This window comes from Frankia tisae (genome assembly GCF_025403405.1).
Lineage (GTDB): Bacteria > Actinomycetota > Actinomycetes > Frankiales > Frankiaceae > Frankia > Frankia tisai.
The window spans coordinates 1-17,853 of the sequence record NZ_JANEZT010000025.1 but is presented as its reverse complement, the minus strand read 5'-3'; the positions used below and the strand labels follow the sequence as shown (position 1 = coordinate 17,853).

The following is a 17,853-nucleotide window of genomic DNA, read 5'->3' as shown; positions in this document are numbered from 1 at the left end:
CTCAGAGCGCCGGTTCGCCCGTGCTCGACTCCGCGGCGAGCGGCCCGGTGGGCTGGCCCGGCACGGCACCCGGGATCCGGACGGCGCGGAAGGTCACCGTGCGCCGCAGCCGGAAGCCGAGGGTCTCGTAGAGGTGGATCGCGTTCGTGTTCGTCGCGGCGGCGTGCAGGAACGGCGTCTCGCCACGGGCGCGGATGCCGGCGGCGACCGCCCGCACGAGCCGGGAGGCGAGTCCCGTCCCCTGGTACTGCGGATCGGTACAGACGGCGCTGATCTCGGTCCAGCCCGGCGGGTGCAGCCGCTCCCCGGCCATGGCGACCAGCGCCCCGCCGCGGCGGATGCCGAGGTAGGTGCCGAGCGCGATGGTGCGGGGCAGGAACGGGCCGGGGCGCGTGCGGGCTACCAGATCGAGCATCTCCGCGACGTCCGCCGGGCCGAGGCGCACCGCGCCGTCGTCACCGGCTGCGTCGATCCCGGCGTCGATCATCTGGACCCCCGGGCCGAAACCGACCTCCTCCCAACCGGGCGGCACGGCCGCGTCGACGCCGGTGAACGGCACCAGGGCGCCCGGACCGAGCAGCGCCGCCGCGTCCCGCCAGGTGCTCTCGTCCGGCTCGTCGGGCAGGGCGACGAACGGGCACACGTCCGCCGGGTAGCGCAGCACCTCCCCGCGCCGCTCGGCGAGGTGTGCATGCGGGCCGAGCAGGGCCGAACGGGCGGGATTGTCCAGCACGTGCCGTATGGTCACCCGGCGACTTCTATCACGATCTTTCCGCGGGCGTGGCCGGTCTCCACCGCCCGCAGGGCCGCGTCCGCCCGGTCCAGCGGGTAGACGTCGCTGACGTGGGGGTCCAGCACCCCGGCCGCGGCGAGGCCGGCGACGGCGTCGAGCACGTCCGCGTTGCGAGCCCGCTGCACGGCCACGCCGCCGAGGCGGGTGACCGTCGCCGTGTCCGCGGCCGTGATCAGCCGCGGCGCGGCGCCGGCGCCGGCGGCGGCCGCCGGGGTGAGCACCCCGGCGATCTCCTCGAGCGCCGCACCGCCGACGAGATCGTAGACCGCGTCGACGCCCTGCGGCGCGACCGCGCGGACCCGCTCGACGACGCCCGGGCCCGGCTCGACCCAGACGACCCCCAGCGACTCGGCGAGGTCCTTCTTCCCCGCGCTGGCCGTACCGACGACGGTGAGCCCGGCGTGGCGGGCGATCTGCGCGGCGGCCACGCCTACCCCACCGCCGACCCCGGTGATCAGCAGGGTCGCGCCCGCCGGCAGCGCGAGCTGGTGCACACCGTCGTAGGCGGTCGCCGCGGCAACCGGCAGGGCGGCCGCGGCGCGGAAGCTCACCGCGGCCGGCTTGTGCGTCGCCAGCGCGGCCGCGAGCAGGACGTGTTCGGCGTAGGCGCCGGCGACGGTGATCCCGAAAACCTCGTCGCCGACCGCGAACGCCGACACCTGCGGGCCCACTGCGGTGACCACGCCCGCCGCCTCCAGCCCCAGCACGACGGGGAACACCGGGTCGGGCAGGCCGGGCAGCGTCAGCCCGTTGCGCAGCTTCCAGTCCGCGGGGTTGACGCCGACCGCGCGTACCGCGATCGCGAGCTGACCGGGGCCGGGCTCGGGCACCGGTAGATCGGTGAACGCCTCCACCTCGGGGCCGCCGTTCGCGGTATAGACGTATGCCTTGGGCACCGCAATCGTTCCCTTCGTCCTCGGGCTCACCCTGTTCGGGCTGTTCTGTCCGGATGTCGGATCAGCCGCGGCGGCGGGCCCACTCCGTGGCCAACAGTTCATAGGATCGCACCCGGTCGGCGTGCCGGTGGGTGATCGTGGTGACGGCGAGTTCGTCGGCGCCGGTCGCCGCCGCGAGCTGTTCGAGCCGGTCGGCGACGGTCGACGGGGAGCCGACGAGCTGGGTGGCGACGCGGTCGGCGACCAGTTCCCGATCGGCGTCGCTCCACGTGTGCGCGGCCGCCTCCTCGGGGGCCGGGAACGGGATCGCTCCAGCGCCGCCGCGGATGCTGCGGACCCACAGCCCGTAGCCGGCGGCCAGTCGGGCCGCGCTCGCGTCGTCCTCGCCGACGACGACGTCGGCGGACACCGAGACGTAGGGCGCGGTGAGGCCCGCCGACGGTGCGAACGCCGCCCGGTACCCGTCGACCGCGTCGAGGACCGTGCTGGGGCTGTGATGGTAGGAGGCGGCGAAGCGCAGCCCCCGCGAGCCCGCGACGGACGCGCTCGACCCCCCGGACGCCCCGAGGATCCACACCTCAAGCGCCGCCCCGGCCCGCGCCTGGCCGTCCGCGGTGTGGTAGGTGTCGCGCAGCAGGGCGAGGACGTCGTCGACCTGGTCGGCGTACTCCGGGGTGTAGGCGCCCGGCTGCTGCAGCAGCGACAGGGTCACCCCCAGCCGGGGCGAGCCGAGTAGCGTGCTGAAGTCGAACCGGCGAGGGATCAACAGGCCGTTGGCGGCCCGCTGATCGGTGCTGTGATCGGCCCCGCCGAGACTCGCCTGGTAGGCGGCCGCCGCGGCCGAGACGAGTGCCGGGCCCGAGGCGGGCGCCGTCCCGGCTGTGGGCGCGCCGGCTGTGGGTGCGCCGTTGCGGGCTTCGCCGTTCGTCGGTGCCGGCCGGCCCGGTGAGCGGCCGATGCCGAGGTCCAGGCGGCCGGGGTGCAGCGCGTCGATCAGGCCGAACTCCTCGACGACGGACAGCGGGGTGCGATGCCCGCTCTGCACGCCGGCCGAGCCGAGCCGGATCGTCGACGTCGCCCCGGCCACCAACGCGATCGCCACCGCGGGGGACACGCCGAGCAGACCGGGGTTGAGGTGGTGCTCGGCGAACCAGTACCGGCGGTAACCGAACTCCTCCGCCCGCCGGGCCAGGTCGACGGTGTTGCGCAGCGCGTCGTTCGGGGTGTCACCGGCGCTGACCGGCACGAGATCGAGGACGGCCAACGGGAGGTCTGTCATGTCCGGCCTTTCGGTCGAGGCGGGTGGGGTTGGGTGCGTCCACGGGGACGTCGGCTCCCGAACCGGCCCGCCGGCCTGGGGCGGTGCGGCGTGAACCTGGCCGTCCCGGCGGGCGGGATGCGGCGGTCCGAGACGGCGCGATGGCCGCGGCACGAGCGGGAGCGCGCAACGCGGTCTGCGGCGGTCTGCGGCGGCCTGCGGTGAACCGGTCAGGGACCGGGACAGAGGCTGCTGGATGAACGGCGCAGATCGATCACGAGCCGCCGGGTGAACCGCCGCCTGGCGAACCGGCTGTGCGGCGGGCGGCACCGAGCGTTCGCAGAGGGCCGATCGTGTCGGCTGGGCGCCGGCGACATCGCACCCCTCCTCAACTCGGGCCCGACCCCGAGGCGAGCCTGCGCCTGCCCGCGCGCCGGCCGCTTGTGGCGACACGACCCCACCGCGCCGACGGACGGCCGGTCCGGCCGAGGCCGGACAACGCGGTCCGGCCAACCGTCTCGCCGACCCATTTTTGGCAGGCTGACCGGGCCAAACCTAGCCGGGCAAGTCGACTATGTCCATCTGGGACCTCCGGAGGGGACTGCCGCCTTTGGCGCCGCTGCTCCGTCCTGACCGGATCGGTCCGGGGCCGCCCGCAGCGTCCTGGCCGGCCTGAGCACGGGCTCGTTCAGGCCGGCTCGTCCCGAACGATCCTGCGCACGACCGCCGCGAGGTTGCGCTGGTCGTCCTGGGGGAGCCGCTCGAGCAGCCGCCGCACCCGCGCGGTCACGTCGTAGTAGGTCTTCATCGCGACGGCCGTGCCCTCGTCGGTGAGGCTGACCTGGATGGCGCGCCGATCGTCGGGGTCCCTCGTGCGGGTGACCAGGGCCCGTTGTTCGAGCCGGTCGACCAGGTTGCTCAGGTTCGACTTCTCGACATGCAGCAGCCGGCCGAGCTCGGTCATGCTGACCGACTCCCGGACGACGACCGCGCAGACCAGCTCGACCTGCTGCTGACTGAGCCGGTGGTCGCGACCGGCGTCAGCGAACACGTGCAGAACGTGATGCGACAGCTCGACCAGCGCCTCGGCGAGCCCCGCGTCCTCGGCGGACGCGGGGCTCCCGGTACCGGCCGGACTTGCTGTCATGATGTCGACGCCCCCAGCCTGACGGATGATCTGCGGCTGTGGACAATCCTATCGGGCCGGCCAGATGTTGATCTTCTGGCAGTGGGCCGCCGCACGCGGCCGGGTCAGCCCCCGGCCGGCCGGCCGGGCGGCCGACCGCGTGCCGTCGCCGACCGCGTGCCGTCACCCCCGCTCGATCGCGGCCCGCACTCTTGGAACGATGCCCGCCGTCACCGGCTGAGCCACGCGTCGTGGAAGCCCGGGTAGCCCTGCGGGTTGAATGCCACACCGTTGAGCTTGGGTGAGTGCGCGAACTCGGCCACGTAGTTCACGATCGGAATGGCGTGGGCGTTCTCCGACAGTATGCGTTGCGCCTGACCGGCCAGCTCCTTGCGCTTGGCCAGGTCCGTCGTGGCGGCCTGCTGGTCGAGCAGCGTGTCCAGCGAGGACGGGGCGAGCTTGTAGGAGTTGAGCAGTTTGGTGGAGAAGTTGGTGCGCAGGAAGTCCGGGTCAGGCCGCTGCGCGCTGGCGATCAGGATGTCGTAGGAGCCCGACTGCTGGACGGAGGTCGCCTCGGAGACCGGGATCTCCCTGATCTTGATGCGGATGCCGACGTCCTTCACCTGCTGCTGAAGGAGTTCAAGTTCCGGGTCCACGCTGCTGAGGCCGCCCGGATTGCCGATCTCGATCTCGAGGGGGACGCCGTCCCTGGTCCGGATGCCGTCCGCGCCGACCTTCCAGCCGTCGGCTTCGAGAATGGACTTGGCCTTGGCCGGGTCGTAGGTGACGAACTCGGAGTTGTCGGCGTAGCCCGGCGACGTCGGCGACAGGATGCTGGTGGCCGCCGTGGTTCCGGACGGGAACAGGCTGGTGATCTCCTTCCGGTTGATTCCGAACTGGAGGGCCTGCCGAATCTTCACGTCCTTCAGCAGTGGGGTGGCGTGGTTGATCCACAGGGTGTTCGTGCCCGCAAGAGTGACGGTCTTCAGCGTCTTGTTGGAGCCCTTCAGCGCCGCCTCGTCCGCGCGGGTCACACTGGTGATCAGCTGGACCTGGTCCGACTGCAGGGCGCCGGTCCGCGCCCCGGTCTCGGGCACGATCTGGAAGACCACCTTGTCCAGGTACGCCTCGCCGGGCTTCGTCCACAGAGACGACCCCCAGTTGTAACCCTTACGCTTGGCCAGGGTGATCGACTGGTTTGGTCGCCAGCTGGACAGCGTGAACGGACCCGAGCCCACGACGCCCCCCGAGCAGCGCAGGGCCGGCTCCTTCGCGAGGCTGGCCTCGGCGATCAGTCCGAGCGAAGGAGTCGACGACGCCTGCAGGAAGGCGGCGTTGGGCTTGCTGAACTTCACCTGCGCGGTCAAGCTGTCGACCACGGTCGTTCCGGCGTAGTTGGTCAGGTAGGTCACACCGAGACTGGACAGTCCCCGCAGTTTCGTCGTGATGGTGTCGAAGTTGTCCTTCACCACCTTCGCGTCGACGGGGGTTCCGTCGCTGAAGGTGGCGCCGTCGCGAAGGTGGAACGTGAACGTCGTGGCGTCCGAGCTGACGTCCCAGCTCGTCGCAAGCCAGGGCACGATCTGCCCGGTGGCGGGATTCTGGTCGGTCAGCGAGTCGACGGTCTGGCGCAGCGAGTACAACGTGTCCGAACGGACCTGCTGCGGGTCGATGCAGCCGATATCGGTGGGCACGGCGACCGACACAGTGCCGCCCGGCTGGCCGGCGGCCTTGGACGGGGCCGCCGCGGCGCCACCGGATGACCCGGAGTCGTCGCTGCCGCAGGCGCTCAACGGAACGGCGAGAAGCGCGGCGGACAACGCCAGCAGGCCGAGGCGGCGCGGTCCCCGACGCGGTGAACTCAGTGCGGGCACAGAATCTCCTGATAGGAAAAGTTCAGGTTGAAGGTGGAAGATGGAGGTGAGTCCGCAGCCGCCTCCCCGGCCGCGTACGTCTCGCGTCAACGCGCGTGTCCCGAAACCCGGCCCTCCGTCGTCCCCGCCCCCCGACCGGGAATGGCGGCGAGCAGTTCGCGCGTGTATTCGTGCGTCGGGTTGGTGAACAGTTCCTCGGCGCCGCCCTGCTCGACGATGCGCCCCGCCTGCATGACCGCGACCTCATGGGCGATCTGCCGGACGACCGCCAGATCGTGCGAGATGAACAGGTACGCCACCCCGAGTTCGTTCTGCAGTTCGGCGAGCAGCGCCAGCACCTGCGCCTGCACGGAGAGGTCCAGGGCCGAGACCGGCTCGTCGCAGACGACCAGCTCGGGCCGCAGGGCCAGCGCGCGTGCGATCGCGACCCGCTGACGCTGGCCACCCGACAGCTCCGCCGGGCGGCGGTTGATCACCGTCGACGGGAGGGCGACGCGGTCCAGCAGCTCGCGCACGCGTGCCAGCTGGGCAGCCCGATCTCCCACCCGGAAGACCCGCAGCGGCTCACTGACCACCTCGCCGATGGACAGCCGGGGATCGAGCGACGCGTAGGGGTTCTGGTAGATCAGCTGTGCCCGGCGCCGCAGCTGCCGTAGCCGCTCGCCGCGCAGTGACGTGACGTCCAGCCCGCCGAAGTGGATGGTCCCCGCGCTCGGCTCGGTCAGCCGCAGCAGGAGGCGGGCGCTGGTGGACTTGCCCGAGCCGGACTCGCCGACCAGCGCGAGGGTCCGCCCTCGACGAACAGTGAAGCTGACGTCGTCGACGGCCCGAACCGCCCGCTGCGGGCCGCCGGTGTGTGGCAGGGCGAAGTCCTTGACCAGATGGGTCACGGCCGCCACGGCCTCGTCGACGGGTGCGGCCTGGGCCGGAATCTCCGCCACCGGGGCCGCGACCTCCGCCACCGACACGCGGGCACCGGCGATGTGCAGACTCGGCGCGCTGGCCAGCAGCCGGCGCGTGTACGCGTGCCGCGGATCGTCCAGAACCTCGCGGGTGGGCCCGGCCTCGACGACGCGTCCCTGCGACATCACCACGAGCCGGTCCGCCCGATCGGCCGCGACGCCCAGGTCATGGGTCACCAGCAGGATCGCGGTGCCCGACTGCGCGGTCAGCTCCTGGAGGTGGTCGAGGATGCGGCGCTGCACGGTGACGTCCAGCGCGCTGGTCGGCTCGTCGGCGATGATGAGCTTCGGCTCGGCGGCGATCGCGATGGCGATCAGGGCGCGCTGGCGCATGCCACCGGACAGCTCGTGCGGATACTGGCGAGCACGAGTAGCCGGGTCGGGAAAGCCGGCCCGGGCAAGGATCTCGATCGCGTCGGCGCGGACGGTGCGGCGCGTGGAGAGGTGATGGATCCGCAGTACCTCGGCGACCTGCTCGCCGACGCGTTGGACCGGGTTCAGACAGACACCGGGATCCTGCGGGATCAGGCTGATCTCAGCGCCGCGCACGGTCCGCAGCTCCCGTTCCGACAGGCCGGTGAGCTCGCGCGAACCAAAGTGCACCGTGCCGGCGTCGATCCAGCCGGTGTCCGGCAGGAGCCGGATGATCGCGTGCGAGGTGGTGCTCTTTCCCGACCCGGACTCGCCGACGAGGGCCACGACCTCCCCGCGGCGCACGTCCAGGTCGACGCCGCCCACGGCGCGGACCTCCCCGCCATGGGCGCGGTAGGAGACCGACAGGTCGCGAACCCGCAGCAGCGGGCGCTCCTCCTCCGGGACGGCAGGCGTCACCCCGGTCACCGCTGCCGCACCCATTCGCCGTCCAGTGCGCGGGAAATACGGTTGGTCGCCAGGACCGTCGCCACGATCGTCAGTCCCGGCAGCGCGGTCAACCACCAGGCGTTGGAGAGGTAGTTCCGCCCGGTGGCCACCAACGTCCCCCATTCGGGCGCCGGCGGCGGCGCCCCATAGCCGAGATAGCTCAGCGAGGACACGGCCAGGATCGCGGCCCCGAAATCGATCGTGGCCAGCACCAGAACCGGGCCGATCGCATTGGGCAGCACGTGCCGCCACAGCACGAACAGCCAGCGACCGCCACACGAGCGCGAGGCCTCCACGTAGGTCGCGTGCCTCACCCGGAGCACCTCGGCCCGCATGACCCGGGCGAAGGCGGCGACACTCGCGATGCCCACCGCGACCGCGACCTTCACCGTCCCGTAGCCCAGTGCGGTGACCAGCGCCAGGGACAACAACAGCGAGGGAATCGAGAGCAGCACGTCCACGAACCGCATCAGCAGGCTCTCGATCCATCGCCCCGCGCAGCCGGCCACGAGCCCGATCAGGGCACCGACGACGAAGGCGACCGCGACGGCGATGAGGGTCGCCTTCAGCGACAGCTGCGCCCCGTGCACGACGCGGGAGTACTCGTCGCGCCCCAGCGCGTCGGTACCGAACCAGTGCGAGCGGCTCGGCCCACGGAAGCTGTTGGCTGGATGGCCTCGCAGCGGGTCCCGCGCGCTGAGCCCACCGGGCCAGAATGCGGCCACGACCACCAGGAGCACCAGAATGATCGACAAAACCAGGCCCGGACGGCGTACGAAGAACCGGGCCGCGTGGTTCACCCGGGCGGCACGGCGCGGCTGGCCGGAGACGGGATCGGTGTGGGAGACGGGATCGGCGTGGGAGTAGGCGTGGGTCTGGGCGTCGGCGTCGGCGTCGGCGTCGCGGTCGACGGTCACCTCGGTCTGCCCGGCCAGCTCGTTGATCATGCTCCGGCCCCCACGATCGCCCTGCCTGCACGGGGGCTGGCGATGATGCGCGGATCAAGCAGCGGGTAGGCCAGATCGATGATCAGGTTGAGCACGACGAACACCAGTGCTCCGAACACGACCACGCCCTGCACAAGGGGAATGTCCTGGGTGGACACCGCGGAGGCGGTGATCCGGCCCAGACCCTCGCGGGCGAAGACAGTCTCCACGACCACCGCGTTGGCCAGTAACTGCCCGCCGATCAGCCCCAGCACCGTCAGCGCGGGCAGTGAGGCGTTGCGCAGGGTGTGGCGCAGGTGAATACGCCACCGGCTGGCCCCCTTCGACTGCGCCGTCTGCACGTAGGGCTCGTCGAGCGCCGCCACCAGGCCCTTGGCGAGAATCTGCGCCAGCAGCGCCGTGCCCGGGACAGCCAGCGTCACGGCCGGCAGCACCAGCCCACGCAGCCCGCCGTGCCCGAAGGCCGGGAACCACTCGACACGGAAGGAGAACAGCTCGATGAGCATCAACCCGACCCAGAAGCCCGGCAGCGACGCGCCCAGCGACGGCAGGGACAACAGCGCCTGCCGCAACCAGCGCCGCCGCGTGTAGCTGGCTGAGATTGCCAGAGCGCCGCCGAGCACCACCGACAGCAGCAGGGCCGCCCCGGCGAGCGCGAAGGTCTGCGGCAACGCGTGGCCCAACGTTGACGAGACCGAACGTCCCGACGACACCGAGTTCCCGAAGTCGCCCCTGAGCGCCTTGCCGAGATAGTCGAAGTACTGAACGATAACCGGCTTGTCGAAGCCGTACCGGTGGCGAAGCTCGTCAAGCTGGGCGGGATTGATCGTGGCCGCGTCCGCCCCCCCGCCGAACATCGCCGCAACCGGGTCGCCCGGCAGGTAGTAGAGCACGAAGAACGACACCGTGTAGGCGGCCCACAGCACGCCGACGGCCTGGGCCAGGCGCCCCGCTACGTAACGACGCATAGCCGAGCCGAATGCATCGGCCTCAGTCGGCGCGCCGCGATTCCCGGCAGGCCGAACACACCCACTGATTCAGTGCGCGGACACACGTCTTCTCCTAGCTCGGTGCCGAAGATGAGGAGTCGGTCGTACTGGACCGAGGTGGGCACGGCCTTCTGCAATGCCGGACTGAACCGTTCGATGCCCCGGAATGGACAGCCCGGAGCATCGAACAGCCGGCGGGAAACGGGTAAGCGCGAAGGCCGATCGTGTGCCGGTTTCAGGAGATCCGCTGCCTGAGGTGACCTGCCGGGTCAGGTGACCTGACCGCTCTCGGCTGACCTGCCCGCCGGGACGACCTGACTTCCTGGGGTGAACCTAGCCGTCGAGCCCACAGAGCGAGGACGTCGACGCGGTACACAGCGCGCTCTTCACCAGCGCGAAGTCGACGTGCCGACGCAGGTAAGTGTTCAATGATCGCACCGCGTGATCCCCCCCCCGCGTCGGTCGCTCACAACAGATATCCGTACCGCCTGGGGAGGCAACACCCGAAGACCCGAGTCCGGTCGGCTGCCTGGTGAGCTGGCGACCGCCACCCGTGGTGCCCGCGGCGCCGTCCGCTCCAGGGTTGCCGATGGAACCCCCCTTAGCTGCTCGGGCAAGAGTAGATATTGTCATGAACTGTTGTCAACGTGAACTTCATGTAGATCCGCTCGACTTCCACCGGCGCGGACCTGCCGGGCGGGACCACTGTCCAGCGATCTCACGGAACGTGACTGGTTCTCGACGCCTGCAGGTCGTCGCACCCGGCCGGGTCGGGTCGGCCGACGCCTCGACCCGGTCGGCCGACGCCCGGACCGCCCGGCCTGTCGCCGACCGTGGCTCGACGCCGGCCTCGGAGATCGGCCGTCGGCCATCCTTCGGTCATACACCGACCCGCCCGCAGGTAATTCGTCCCACGAATTTTCGAGCGCGAGCTGTTAGGCTCAAGGGGCGGGCACGGATGCCGATGCCCAGATCGGGGTTGTGACCGCGCCGGTGCGGTCGGCATTCCTGGTGAATGCCGCGTGCACAGAGTCGAGCGGGCTTGGTCAGGCTGGTGCCGGCGCCGCCAACACCAGGCCCGACGCTGCCACTACAAACGACGCGGACACAGCCAAGTGCCGTTGCAGTACCAGCGACCAAAGATCGCTAGCCGACCTCGGACGCGGAGATGAGCGGCATGCCGTTGTCGGCCAGGATGCCCGCGACGATCGCCGCCAAAAGTGTCGTGTTGGCCGGCGCCATACCGCTGGTGAGTTCCGCGACCTTCGCGGTGACGCTGTGGTAGGACTTCATCGCCAGCTCCATGCCCTTGGCGGTCAACGCGACCTCGATGAAGCGTCGATCGGTGGCGTGGCGGACGCGCTTCACGAGGCCTCGATGCTCGACTCGGTCCACCAGCCCGGTCAGGCTCGAGCGCTCGACATGCAGAATCCCGGTCAACTCGGTCATGCCGACCGGCCCCCGGATGAGCTCGCACAGCAGTTGGACCTGCTGGGGGGTCAGGCCCAGACCGCGGCTGACATCGGCAAACAGATGATCGATCAGGTGCGCGAACTGGACGAGCGCGTCGGCGAGCCGTGGCTCACCGGCCACCCGCGGCTCACCGGCCACCCGCGGCTCACCGGCCACCCGCGGCTCACCGGCCACCCGCGGGTCGCTGGCCACCCGCGGGTCGCTGGTGGCCGGCTCGGTCGTCGCACACATGAGTCGAACTCTAGTTCAGGTCGTGACGAAGCCGGACCGACCGCCTTTGACGATGAGCGATCGGGGGGTCCGTCAGGCGCTGGTCGGCGTCTCGTGGGGCTCCTCGCCGATGGCGACCGGCCGGCTCTCCTCGGCTGACCACGCCGACCACGAGCCGGGGTACAGCGCTCCGGCGGGCAGGCCGGCGCGCTCGAGTGCCAGCAGGTCGTGGCAGGCGGTGACGCCCGAGCCGCAGTAGACGATCACCTCGTCGGCATCGACGGCGCCCAGCGCCGCGAAGCGTTCCCGCAGCTCGGCAGCCGACCGAAACGAGCCGTCGCGGCGCAGGTTGTCCGCCCACGGCGCGCTGCGGGCACCCGGCACGTGGCCGAGGCGCGACTCGCCTGGCAGGACGTCGGCACCCGAGTAGCGTCCCGAGGCACGCGCATCGAGCACGACGGCCGCGCCGCCGCCGCCGGCCGCCGCTGCCTGGACCTCGTCGGCGCTGCGCACCAGGCGCGCGGGCCATGGCCGCGGGCGGCGCACAACCGGCGTGCGGGTGATCGGCCCCGACTCGCGAGCCCCGGTCCAACCGGCCAGCCCACCGTCGAGCAGCGCCGCCGGCTGTCCGATGGACCGCAGCAGCCAGACCAGCCGCGCGGCGAACCCGCCGCCCTGGTCGTCGTAGCCGACGACGATGTCGTCGTCGGCGAGGCCCAGCGCCCCCAGCCGCTCGGCGAACGTCTCCGGTGTGGGCAGTGGATGACGCCCGCCGGCCACGCTCGGCGGATCGGACAGGTCGACGTCGAGGTCGACCCAGACCGCGCCGGCCACGTGCTCGCGCAGGTAGGCGTCGTGGCCGGGGCGGCCATCGAGATACCAGCGCACGTCCGCCACGACGACGCTGTCGAGCCGCTGCGCGACCCACTCCGGCGTGACGACGGGCTCCACCTCGAGGCGAGCGCTCATCGCGGTAGCTTCCAGCGGATCCGCTCGGCGGCGATCCGCAGCCGGACACGTTGGCCCGCACCGGCGAGCACGACGGGCGGTGGCGGGCCGCCGGTCCACTTGCCGAACGTCGTCTGCACGAGTTCGAGCGCCGGCGCGCCGGTGTCGAGAGCCGCCACGTGGCCACGCACCTCGACGTAGCGGCGCGCGTCGTCGGGGTCGACGATCAGCACCGAGACGCGCGGGTCGGCGACGACGTTGCGGTACTTCTGCAGCGTCGTGCTGGTGCCGATCAGCAGGTAGTCGTCGTCGGCGTGGGCCCAGACGATGCTCGTGTGCGGCTGGCCGTCCGGCATGAGCGTCGCCAGCGTGACGTCGGAGCACGCCTGCGCGAGCCGCCGGACCTCGGGATCAAGCATCTGCGGCCACCGTGGCGTGCCTGCCGAGGCCCGTCACCTGCGGGATGACCTCGCTGCCCACCAACTCCATCGCGCGCGCGACGGTGCGCGCGGGAATCCCGCCGAGATCGATGGTCAGCAGGTGCAGGTCGTGGTCCCACAGCTCGTGCATGCGCCCGATCCTGTCGACGACCTCGGCCGGGCTGCCGCAGATCGCCTGCCCGGCGATCAGCGCGTCGAAGTCGAACGCGGGACGGCTGGCGCCCCCCGGTACGGTCGCGTCGCGGAAGTAGTTGGCGAGGTACTCGCGCCACTGCGCACGCGCCTGCTGGCTGGTCTCGGCCACGAAGACGTGGCTGGCCGCGCCGGTGCGCGCGGCTTCCGGCGGGCGTCCGTGTTCTGCCCACAGTTCGCGGTAGAGGGTGAACATCGGCGCGTTGGCCTCCGGTGACCGGGCGACCGTTCCCATCACCATGGGCAGGCCGAGATCGACTGCGAGGTGGACCGAGTCCGGCTTCGCTCCGCCGCTGACCCACACCGGCGGCTCGGTCTGCAGGAGCCGGGGCTGCAGGTGCACATCGCGTAGAGGGGGTCGAAACTGCCCCTCCCAGCTGACGCGATCTTCCGCCCACAGCCGCAGGATCAGCTCGAGGTTCTCGCGCTTGCGTGCCGGCTTACTCTCCGGATCCTGGCCGAACACCTCGTAGGGCTCCTCGTAGAACGATGCTCCGGCGATGAGTTGTAGCCGGCCGTCGCTGAGCAGGTCGACCGTGGCGTAGTCCTCGGCCACGAGCACCGGGTCTCGATTGGCCACCAACGTTGTTCCGGTGGCCAGCGTGATCGACGTGGTGCGTTCGGCGATCGCACCCAGCACCACCTGCGGTGAGGGGATGAGATCACGCTCGCCGAAGTGGTGCTCGCCGAGGGCGTACCACGCGAAGCCAAGCTGCTCGGCCAGTACTGCACCGTCAACGACCTCAGACAGGCGCTCATGCTGCGTGACACGCTCGCCGGTGTACGGGTCGGTCAGCAGTGTGCCGAACGTCAACGCGCCGATGTCCATGCGATCGGTCCTCCTTCATCGCGGGTTCCGGAATGAGGTCGTGGCTGGCCGCATCAGGCGCGAGTACGGCGTCCATATCGGGATCGCGGCGGCTGATTCCCACGGGTAGGGATGCTCGGGCGCGCGCAGCATCGCCTCGCCGTCGCCTGCTTCGACGACACGACTGAGTACGCCGACGCAATGTCTACAATACCGATCGGGATATATACTTCGTACCAGGTACTGTCCGATTCTGTCAAATATCCGCTCTCCGAAGTACCAGCGCAACGGGGCTGCGGGACCCCGGCGGCCCGGTTCGCCGGCCGGGCCGGGTCTCATCCCGGGCCAGGGCGGCGATCGATTCGGCGAGCTGACGTTGGCTGAGGCCCGCGTCTTCGCGGCGGCGCGGTTCCCGCCCGAAGGCGCTGGTGCCGGCCCGCATGATTCTTCCTATCTCGACAGAAAGAACGTAGCGGCACCGATGCGGAATGTGAATGTCGCCGCCCGTGACCTAGGCGTTCGACTAGTCGTTCAGCGCCTCGCCTACCCAGCGGCCTAACCCAACGCTGTGCGGAGAAGGTTCGGCACGTCCTGGCCGGGTTCGTCTCCTGTGCCTCCTGCGGGCACAAGCTGACCGGGAACGGCGTGAACGGGAAGCGGTTCTCCTGCCGGCGGCGCGACGGCTGGCGCCATGGTCATCACCGACCGTGATCTGCGATGCAGGTTATGGCGCCGTTGCGGCGGCGTGGTGGTGGGCGGGGCTGGTGTGGATGGTCGCGGCGGACAGGCGGCGGATGTGGCGCAGCAGGTGAGCTTCGGCGGCGTGAGCGACGTCATGGGCGGCGGTCAGCGTCAGGTTCGCATCGACGGTGACGTCGGCTTCGGCGCGCAGGATGTGGCCGATCCAACGCAGTCGCAGTTCGCGGACGGTTTCGATGCCGTCGGTGTGCAGGAGGGTTCTGGTGGCTTCGGCGACCGTCTCGGGGTCGACGGCGTCCATGAGTCGGGCGCCGACGACACGGGCGGCGGAGCGTAGGACCCCGAGGATCGCCATGGTGATGGCCAGGCCGACGACGGGGTCGGCCCAGCGCCAGCCCAGGGCGACGCCGGCGGCGCCGAGGACGACTGCGAGGCTGGTGAAGCCGTCGGTGCGGGCGTGCAGGCCATCGGCGACGAGGGCGGCGGAGCCGATCTGGTGGCCGACCCGGATGCGGTAGCGGGCGACGATCTCGTTGCCGACGAAGCCGGCGAGCCCGGCCGCGGCGACTACGGCGAGGTGATCGATGCGCTGGGGGTGGAGCAGGCGGTCGATCGCGGCCCACGCGGCAAGCACACTCGACAGGCTGATCATCGCGAGGACGGCGAGACCGGCGAGATCCTCCGCCCGGCCATACCCGTAGGTGAACCGGGTCGTGGCCGGGCGGCGCGCGAGGGCGAAGGCGATGAGCAGCGGGACCGCGGTCAACGCGTCAGCGACGTTGTGCAGGGTGTCCCCGAGCAGCGCCACCGACCCGGACAGCACGACCACGATGGCTTGCAGGGTCGCGGTCAGGCCGAGACCGGCCAGGCTGATCAGAAGAGCCCGGCGCCCGGCGGTGTCGGCTTCCAACGCGTCGTCGATCTGGTCGGCGCTGTCGTGGCCGTGCCCCCCGAATAGTTCCGACAGCCCGTGGCGAAGCCGCGCCCACCGCCCGCTCGTGTGATGGTCATGCCCGTCCTCGTGCGTGTGGCCCCCGTGAGCGTGGCTGTGGCCGTGGCCGTGGCCGTGCGTGGGCAGCTCATGCTCGTGGCCGGTGTCCATGTTCGCGACGATAGACGAAAACGATCAATGCGGCCTGGTGGCAGCTGCTATCCCGTTGCACCTGCTCCGACGGTCGTCCGCCCCGCCCGCGCGGGGATCTTCCGTGGTGGCCTGGCGGGTCAGGGCCCGGTGTCCTCCGCGGTGATGACCGCGCCCGCCTGCGTCGACTCGCTCGGCTGCTCGGGCAGGCGGCGGCCGTCGCCGGCGAGCAGGTCGCGGATCTCGGTGAGCAGGCGCGTCTCGTCGCTGATCGCCGGCTCCGACTCGGGCACGGGATGGCCGCGCCGGCGCAGTTCGTTCGCCTTCGCCAGTGGCAGGACGACCACGAAGTAGACGACTGAGGCGACGAACAGGAAGGTCACCACGGCGTTGAGGAACAGGCCGTAGCGAAACACGCTGTGGTTGATCGTGAACTTCAGGTCGGCGAAGTCCGGCCTGCCGCCGATTGCGGCGACCAGCGGGGTCAGCAGGTTGTCCACCAGCGCCTTGACCACCGCGGTGAACGCCGTGCCGATGATCACGGCGACGGCCAGGTCGACGATGTTCCCGCGCATGAGGAACTGTTTGAAGCCGCCGAGACCCGGCCGGATCAGCCGCACGGACGGCTCGATCACCTCCCGACCCCGACCGACGACCTTTCTGAAGCCGAACACGCCATCTCCTCGCCAGCTCTGCACGGACCTGCGGGGCATGCCGCCTCGCAGCGGGCGGGCAACGCCCCCGTGAGGTCGCGTGGCCCGCTCGACGCCAGTCCGTTATCACCCGGCGAAGGTGGATTCAATCCCGCCGGTCGGCTGCGGACGCCACCGCTGGGGAGCCCCGAGGAGTAGGCGGGTCAGCGTTCCTTGGCCGCGCGGAAGCCCCGGTCCAGGTCGGCGAGGATGTCCTCGACGCCCTCGATGCCCACGGACAGCCGGACGAGTTCCTCGCTCACCCCGCTGTCGACCTGCTCATCCGGGGTGAGCTGGGCGTGCGTCGTGGACGCCGGGTGGATCGCCAGCGAGCGGACGTCGCCGACGTTGGCGAGATGGCTGTGCAGTTCCAGGCCCTCGAGGAAGGCCCGCCCGGCCGCCGCGCCGCCGCGGATCCCGAACGCCAGCACCGCCCCGGCCCCGCGGGGCAGGTAGCGCTGGGCCGCCGGATACCAGCGGCTGTCCGCCAGGCCGGGGTAGGCCACCCACGTGACCTCGGGACGCTCGGCGAGCCAGGCGGCCACCGTGGTCGCGTTGGCGCTGTGGCGCTCCATCCGCAGCGACAGCGTCTCCAGCCCCTGCAGCAGCAGGAACGCGTTCATCGGAGACAGCGCCGGACCCAGGTCGCGCAGCAACCGTGCGCGGGCCCGCACGATGAAGGCGGTCTCGCCGAAGGCGTCGTGAAAGACCAGGCCATGGTAGGCGGGGTCGGGGGTGGTGAAGCGAGGATGGCGCCCGGCTGTCCAGTCGAACCGGCCGCCGTCGACGATGATCCCGCCGATCGACGTCCCGTGCCCGCCGATGAACTTGGTGGCCGAGTGCAGCACGATGTCGGCGCCGTGTTCGAGGGGACGGTTCAGGTACGGCGAGGCGAGCGTGTTGTCGACGATGAGCGGCACCCCGGCGGCGTGCCCGACCTCGGCGACACCGGCGATGTCCAGGACGTTCCCCCGCGGGTTGCCGATCGTCTCGCCGTACATCGCGACGGTGTTCGGGCGGATCGCGGCCCGCCAGGCGTCCAGGTCGTCCGGGTCGTCGACGAACGTCGTGGTGATACCGAGCTCCGCCAGCGTGTGCTTGAACAGCGCGTACGTCCCCCCGTACAGCGACGTCGACGACACCAGGTGGCTGCCGGCGCCGGCCAGGTTGAGCACGGCCAGGGTCTGGGCCGCCTGGCCACTCGCGGTCGCCAGCGCCGCGACCCCGCCTTCGAGGTCCGCGACCCGCTGCTCCAGGGCATCCTGCGTGGGGTTGACCACCCGGGTGTAGGTGAAGCCGACCTCGGCGAGCGAGAACAGGTCGGCGGCGTGGCGGGTGTCGTCGAACACGAACGACGTCGTCTGGTAGATCGGCACGGCGCGGGCGCCGGTCGCCGGGTCCGGCGCCGCCCCTGCATGGACCTGCCGGGTCTCGAAGCTCCAGCCGCTCGGGGAGGTCGTCACGCCGGGGTTCCTCTCGTTCGGATCAGTAGGTGCCGTGACCGGTGGGCTGCTCGACGGTGGGCTGGGTGGCGGTGGGCTGGGCGACGTCGGAATAGTGGCGGCGGGCCACCTCCGGATGGCTGCGCAGCCAGCTCTTCAGCG

At 71.2% G+C, this 17,853-nt stretch carries 15 protein-coding genes; all 15 read right to left on the bottom strand.

The features are described from left to right. Window position 1: 1 nt before the first annotated feature. A complete protein-coding gene (locus NBZ85_RS04235) occupies window positions 2–748 on the bottom strand; it encodes a GNAT family N-acetyltransferase (RefSeq protein WP_261554516.1) in 747 nt (248 codons plus the stop codon). Next, complete coding sequence (locus tag NBZ85_RS04230) at window positions 745–1,689, bottom strand: NADP-dependent oxidoreductase (protein WP_261554517.1); 945 nt, start codon at window positions 1,687–1,689, stop codon at window positions 745–747. The genes NBZ85_RS04235 and NBZ85_RS04230 overlap by 4 nt, the downstream gene beginning before the upstream one ends. A gap of 61 nt (window positions 1,690–1,750) precedes the next feature. Beyond that, complete coding sequence (locus NBZ85_RS04225) at window positions 1,751–2,968, bottom strand: LLM class flavin-dependent oxidoreductase (RefSeq protein ID WP_261561533.1); 1,218 nt, start codon at window positions 2,966–2,968, stop codon at window positions 1,751–1,753. A 667-nt stretch (window positions 2,969–3,635) separates the two neighbouring features. Next, window positions 3,636–4,094 carry a MarR family winged helix-turn-helix transcriptional regulator gene (locus NBZ85_RS04220; RefSeq protein WP_261554519.1) on the bottom strand — a complete coding sequence of 153 codons (459 nt, stop codon included), beginning with the start codon at window positions 4,092–4,094 and terminating at the stop codon, window positions 3,636–3,638. A 209-nt stretch (window positions 4,095–4,303) separates the two neighbouring features. Then, the gene (locus tag NBZ85_RS04215; RefSeq protein ID WP_261554520.1) at window positions 4,304–5,947 is read right to left on the bottom strand and encodes an ABC transporter substrate-binding protein; all 1,644 of its coding nucleotides are present in this window, start codon (window positions 5,945–5,947) and stop codon (window positions 4,304–4,306) included. Window positions 5,948–6,033: 86 nt separating this feature from the next. Then, on the bottom strand, window positions 6,034–7,764 hold the full coding sequence (locus tag NBZ85_RS04210; RefSeq protein ID WP_261554521.1) for a dipeptide ABC transporter ATP-binding protein: 1,731 nt from the start codon (window positions 7,762–7,764) through the stop codon (window positions 6,034–6,036). Continuing rightward, a complete protein-coding gene (locus NBZ85_RS04205; protein ID WP_261554522.1) occupies window positions 7,746–8,717 on the bottom strand; it encodes an ABC transporter permease in 972 nt (323 codons plus the stop codon). Before NBZ85_RS04205 ends, NBZ85_RS04210 begins: the two co-directional genes overlap by 19 nt. Continuing rightward, complete coding sequence (locus NBZ85_RS04200) at window positions 8,714–9,685, bottom strand: ABC transporter permease (protein WP_261554523.1); 972 nt, start codon at window positions 9,683–9,685, stop codon at window positions 8,714–8,716. The genes NBZ85_RS04205 and NBZ85_RS04200 overlap by 4 nt, the downstream gene beginning before the upstream one ends. Before the next feature lie 1,167 nt (window positions 9,686–10,852). Next, complete coding sequence (locus tag NBZ85_RS04195) at window positions 10,853–11,317, bottom strand: MarR family winged helix-turn-helix transcriptional regulator (RefSeq protein ID WP_261561532.1); 465 nt, start codon at window positions 11,315–11,317, stop codon at window positions 10,853–10,855. Window positions 11,318–11,482: 165 nt separating this feature from the next. Beyond that, window positions 11,483–12,358, bottom strand: a complete 876-nt coding sequence (locus NBZ85_RS04190; protein ID WP_261554525.1) for a sulfurtransferase — start codon at window positions 12,356–12,358, stop codon at window positions 11,483–11,485. Next, the gene (locus NBZ85_RS04185) at window positions 12,355–12,756 is read right to left on the bottom strand and encodes a TIGR03618 family F420-dependent PPOX class oxidoreductase (protein WP_261554526.1); all 402 of its coding nucleotides are present in this window, start codon (window positions 12,754–12,756) and stop codon (window positions 12,355–12,357) included. Before NBZ85_RS04185 ends, NBZ85_RS04190 begins: the two co-directional genes overlap by 4 nt. Further along, window positions 12,749–13,798, bottom strand: coding sequence for an LLM class flavin-dependent oxidoreductase (locus NBZ85_RS04180; RefSeq protein ID WP_261554527.1), 1,050 nt, complete (start codon window positions 13,796–13,798; stop codon window positions 12,749–12,751). The genes NBZ85_RS04185 and NBZ85_RS04180 overlap by 8 nt, the downstream gene beginning before the upstream one ends. Window positions 13,799–14,501: 703 nt before the next feature. After that, window positions 14,502–15,578, bottom strand: a complete 1,077-nt coding sequence (locus NBZ85_RS04175; protein ID WP_261561531.1) for a cation diffusion facilitator family transporter — start codon at window positions 15,576–15,578, stop codon at window positions 14,502–14,504. A gap of 119 nt (window positions 15,579–15,697) precedes the next feature. Beyond that, on the bottom strand, window positions 15,698–16,231 hold the full coding sequence (gene mscL, locus NBZ85_RS04170) for a large conductance mechanosensitive channel protein MscL (RefSeq protein ID WP_261561530.1): 534 nt from the start codon (window positions 16,229–16,231) through the stop codon (window positions 15,698–15,700). A 182-nt stretch (window positions 16,232–16,413) separates the two neighbouring features. Then, window positions 16,414–17,712 (bottom strand): bifunctional o-acetylhomoserine/o-acetylserine sulfhydrylase, encoded by a 1,299-nt coding sequence (locus tag NBZ85_RS04165; protein ID WP_261554530.1) that lies wholly within the window; start codon window positions 17,710–17,712, stop codon window positions 16,414–16,416. Between the last annotated feature and the right edge of the window lie 141 nt (window positions 17,713–17,853).

Coding starts and splice junctions, on each gene's coding strand:
- NBZ85_RS04190 (WP_261554525.1), bottom strand. CDS start 12,358: ATGAGCGCTCGCCTCGAGGTGGAGCCCGTCGTCACGCCGGAGTGGGTC.
- NBZ85_RS04210 (WP_261554521.1), bottom strand. CDS start 7,764: ATGGGTGCGGCAGCGGTGACCGGGGTGACGCCTGCCGTCCCGGAGGAG.
- NBZ85_RS04180 (WP_261554527.1), bottom strand. CDS start 13,798: ATGGACATCGGCGCGTTGACGTTCGGCACACTGCTGACCGACCCGTAC.
- NBZ85_RS04220 (WP_261554519.1), bottom strand. CDS start 4,094: ATGACAGCAAGTCCGGCCGGTACCGGGAGCCCCGCGTCCGCCGAGGAC.
- NBZ85_RS04225 (WP_261561533.1), bottom strand. CDS start 2,968: ATGACAGACCTCCCGTTGGCCGTCCTCGATCTCGTGCCGGTCAGCGCC.
- NBZ85_RS04185 (WP_261554526.1), bottom strand. CDS start 12,756: ATGCTTGATCCCGAGGTCCGGCGGCTCGCGCAGGCGTGCTCCGACGTC.
- NBZ85_RS04205 (WP_261554522.1), bottom strand. CDS start 8,717: ATGATCAACGAGCTGGCCGGGCAGACCGAGGTGACCGTCGACCGCGAC.
- NBZ85_RS04200 (WP_261554523.1), bottom strand. CDS start 9,685: ATGCGTCGTTACGTAGCGGGGCGCCTGGCCCAGGCCGTCGGCGTGCTG.
- NBZ85_RS04175 (WP_261561531.1), bottom strand. CDS start 15,578: ATGGACACCGGCCACGAGCATGAGCTGCCCACGCACGGCCACGGCCAC.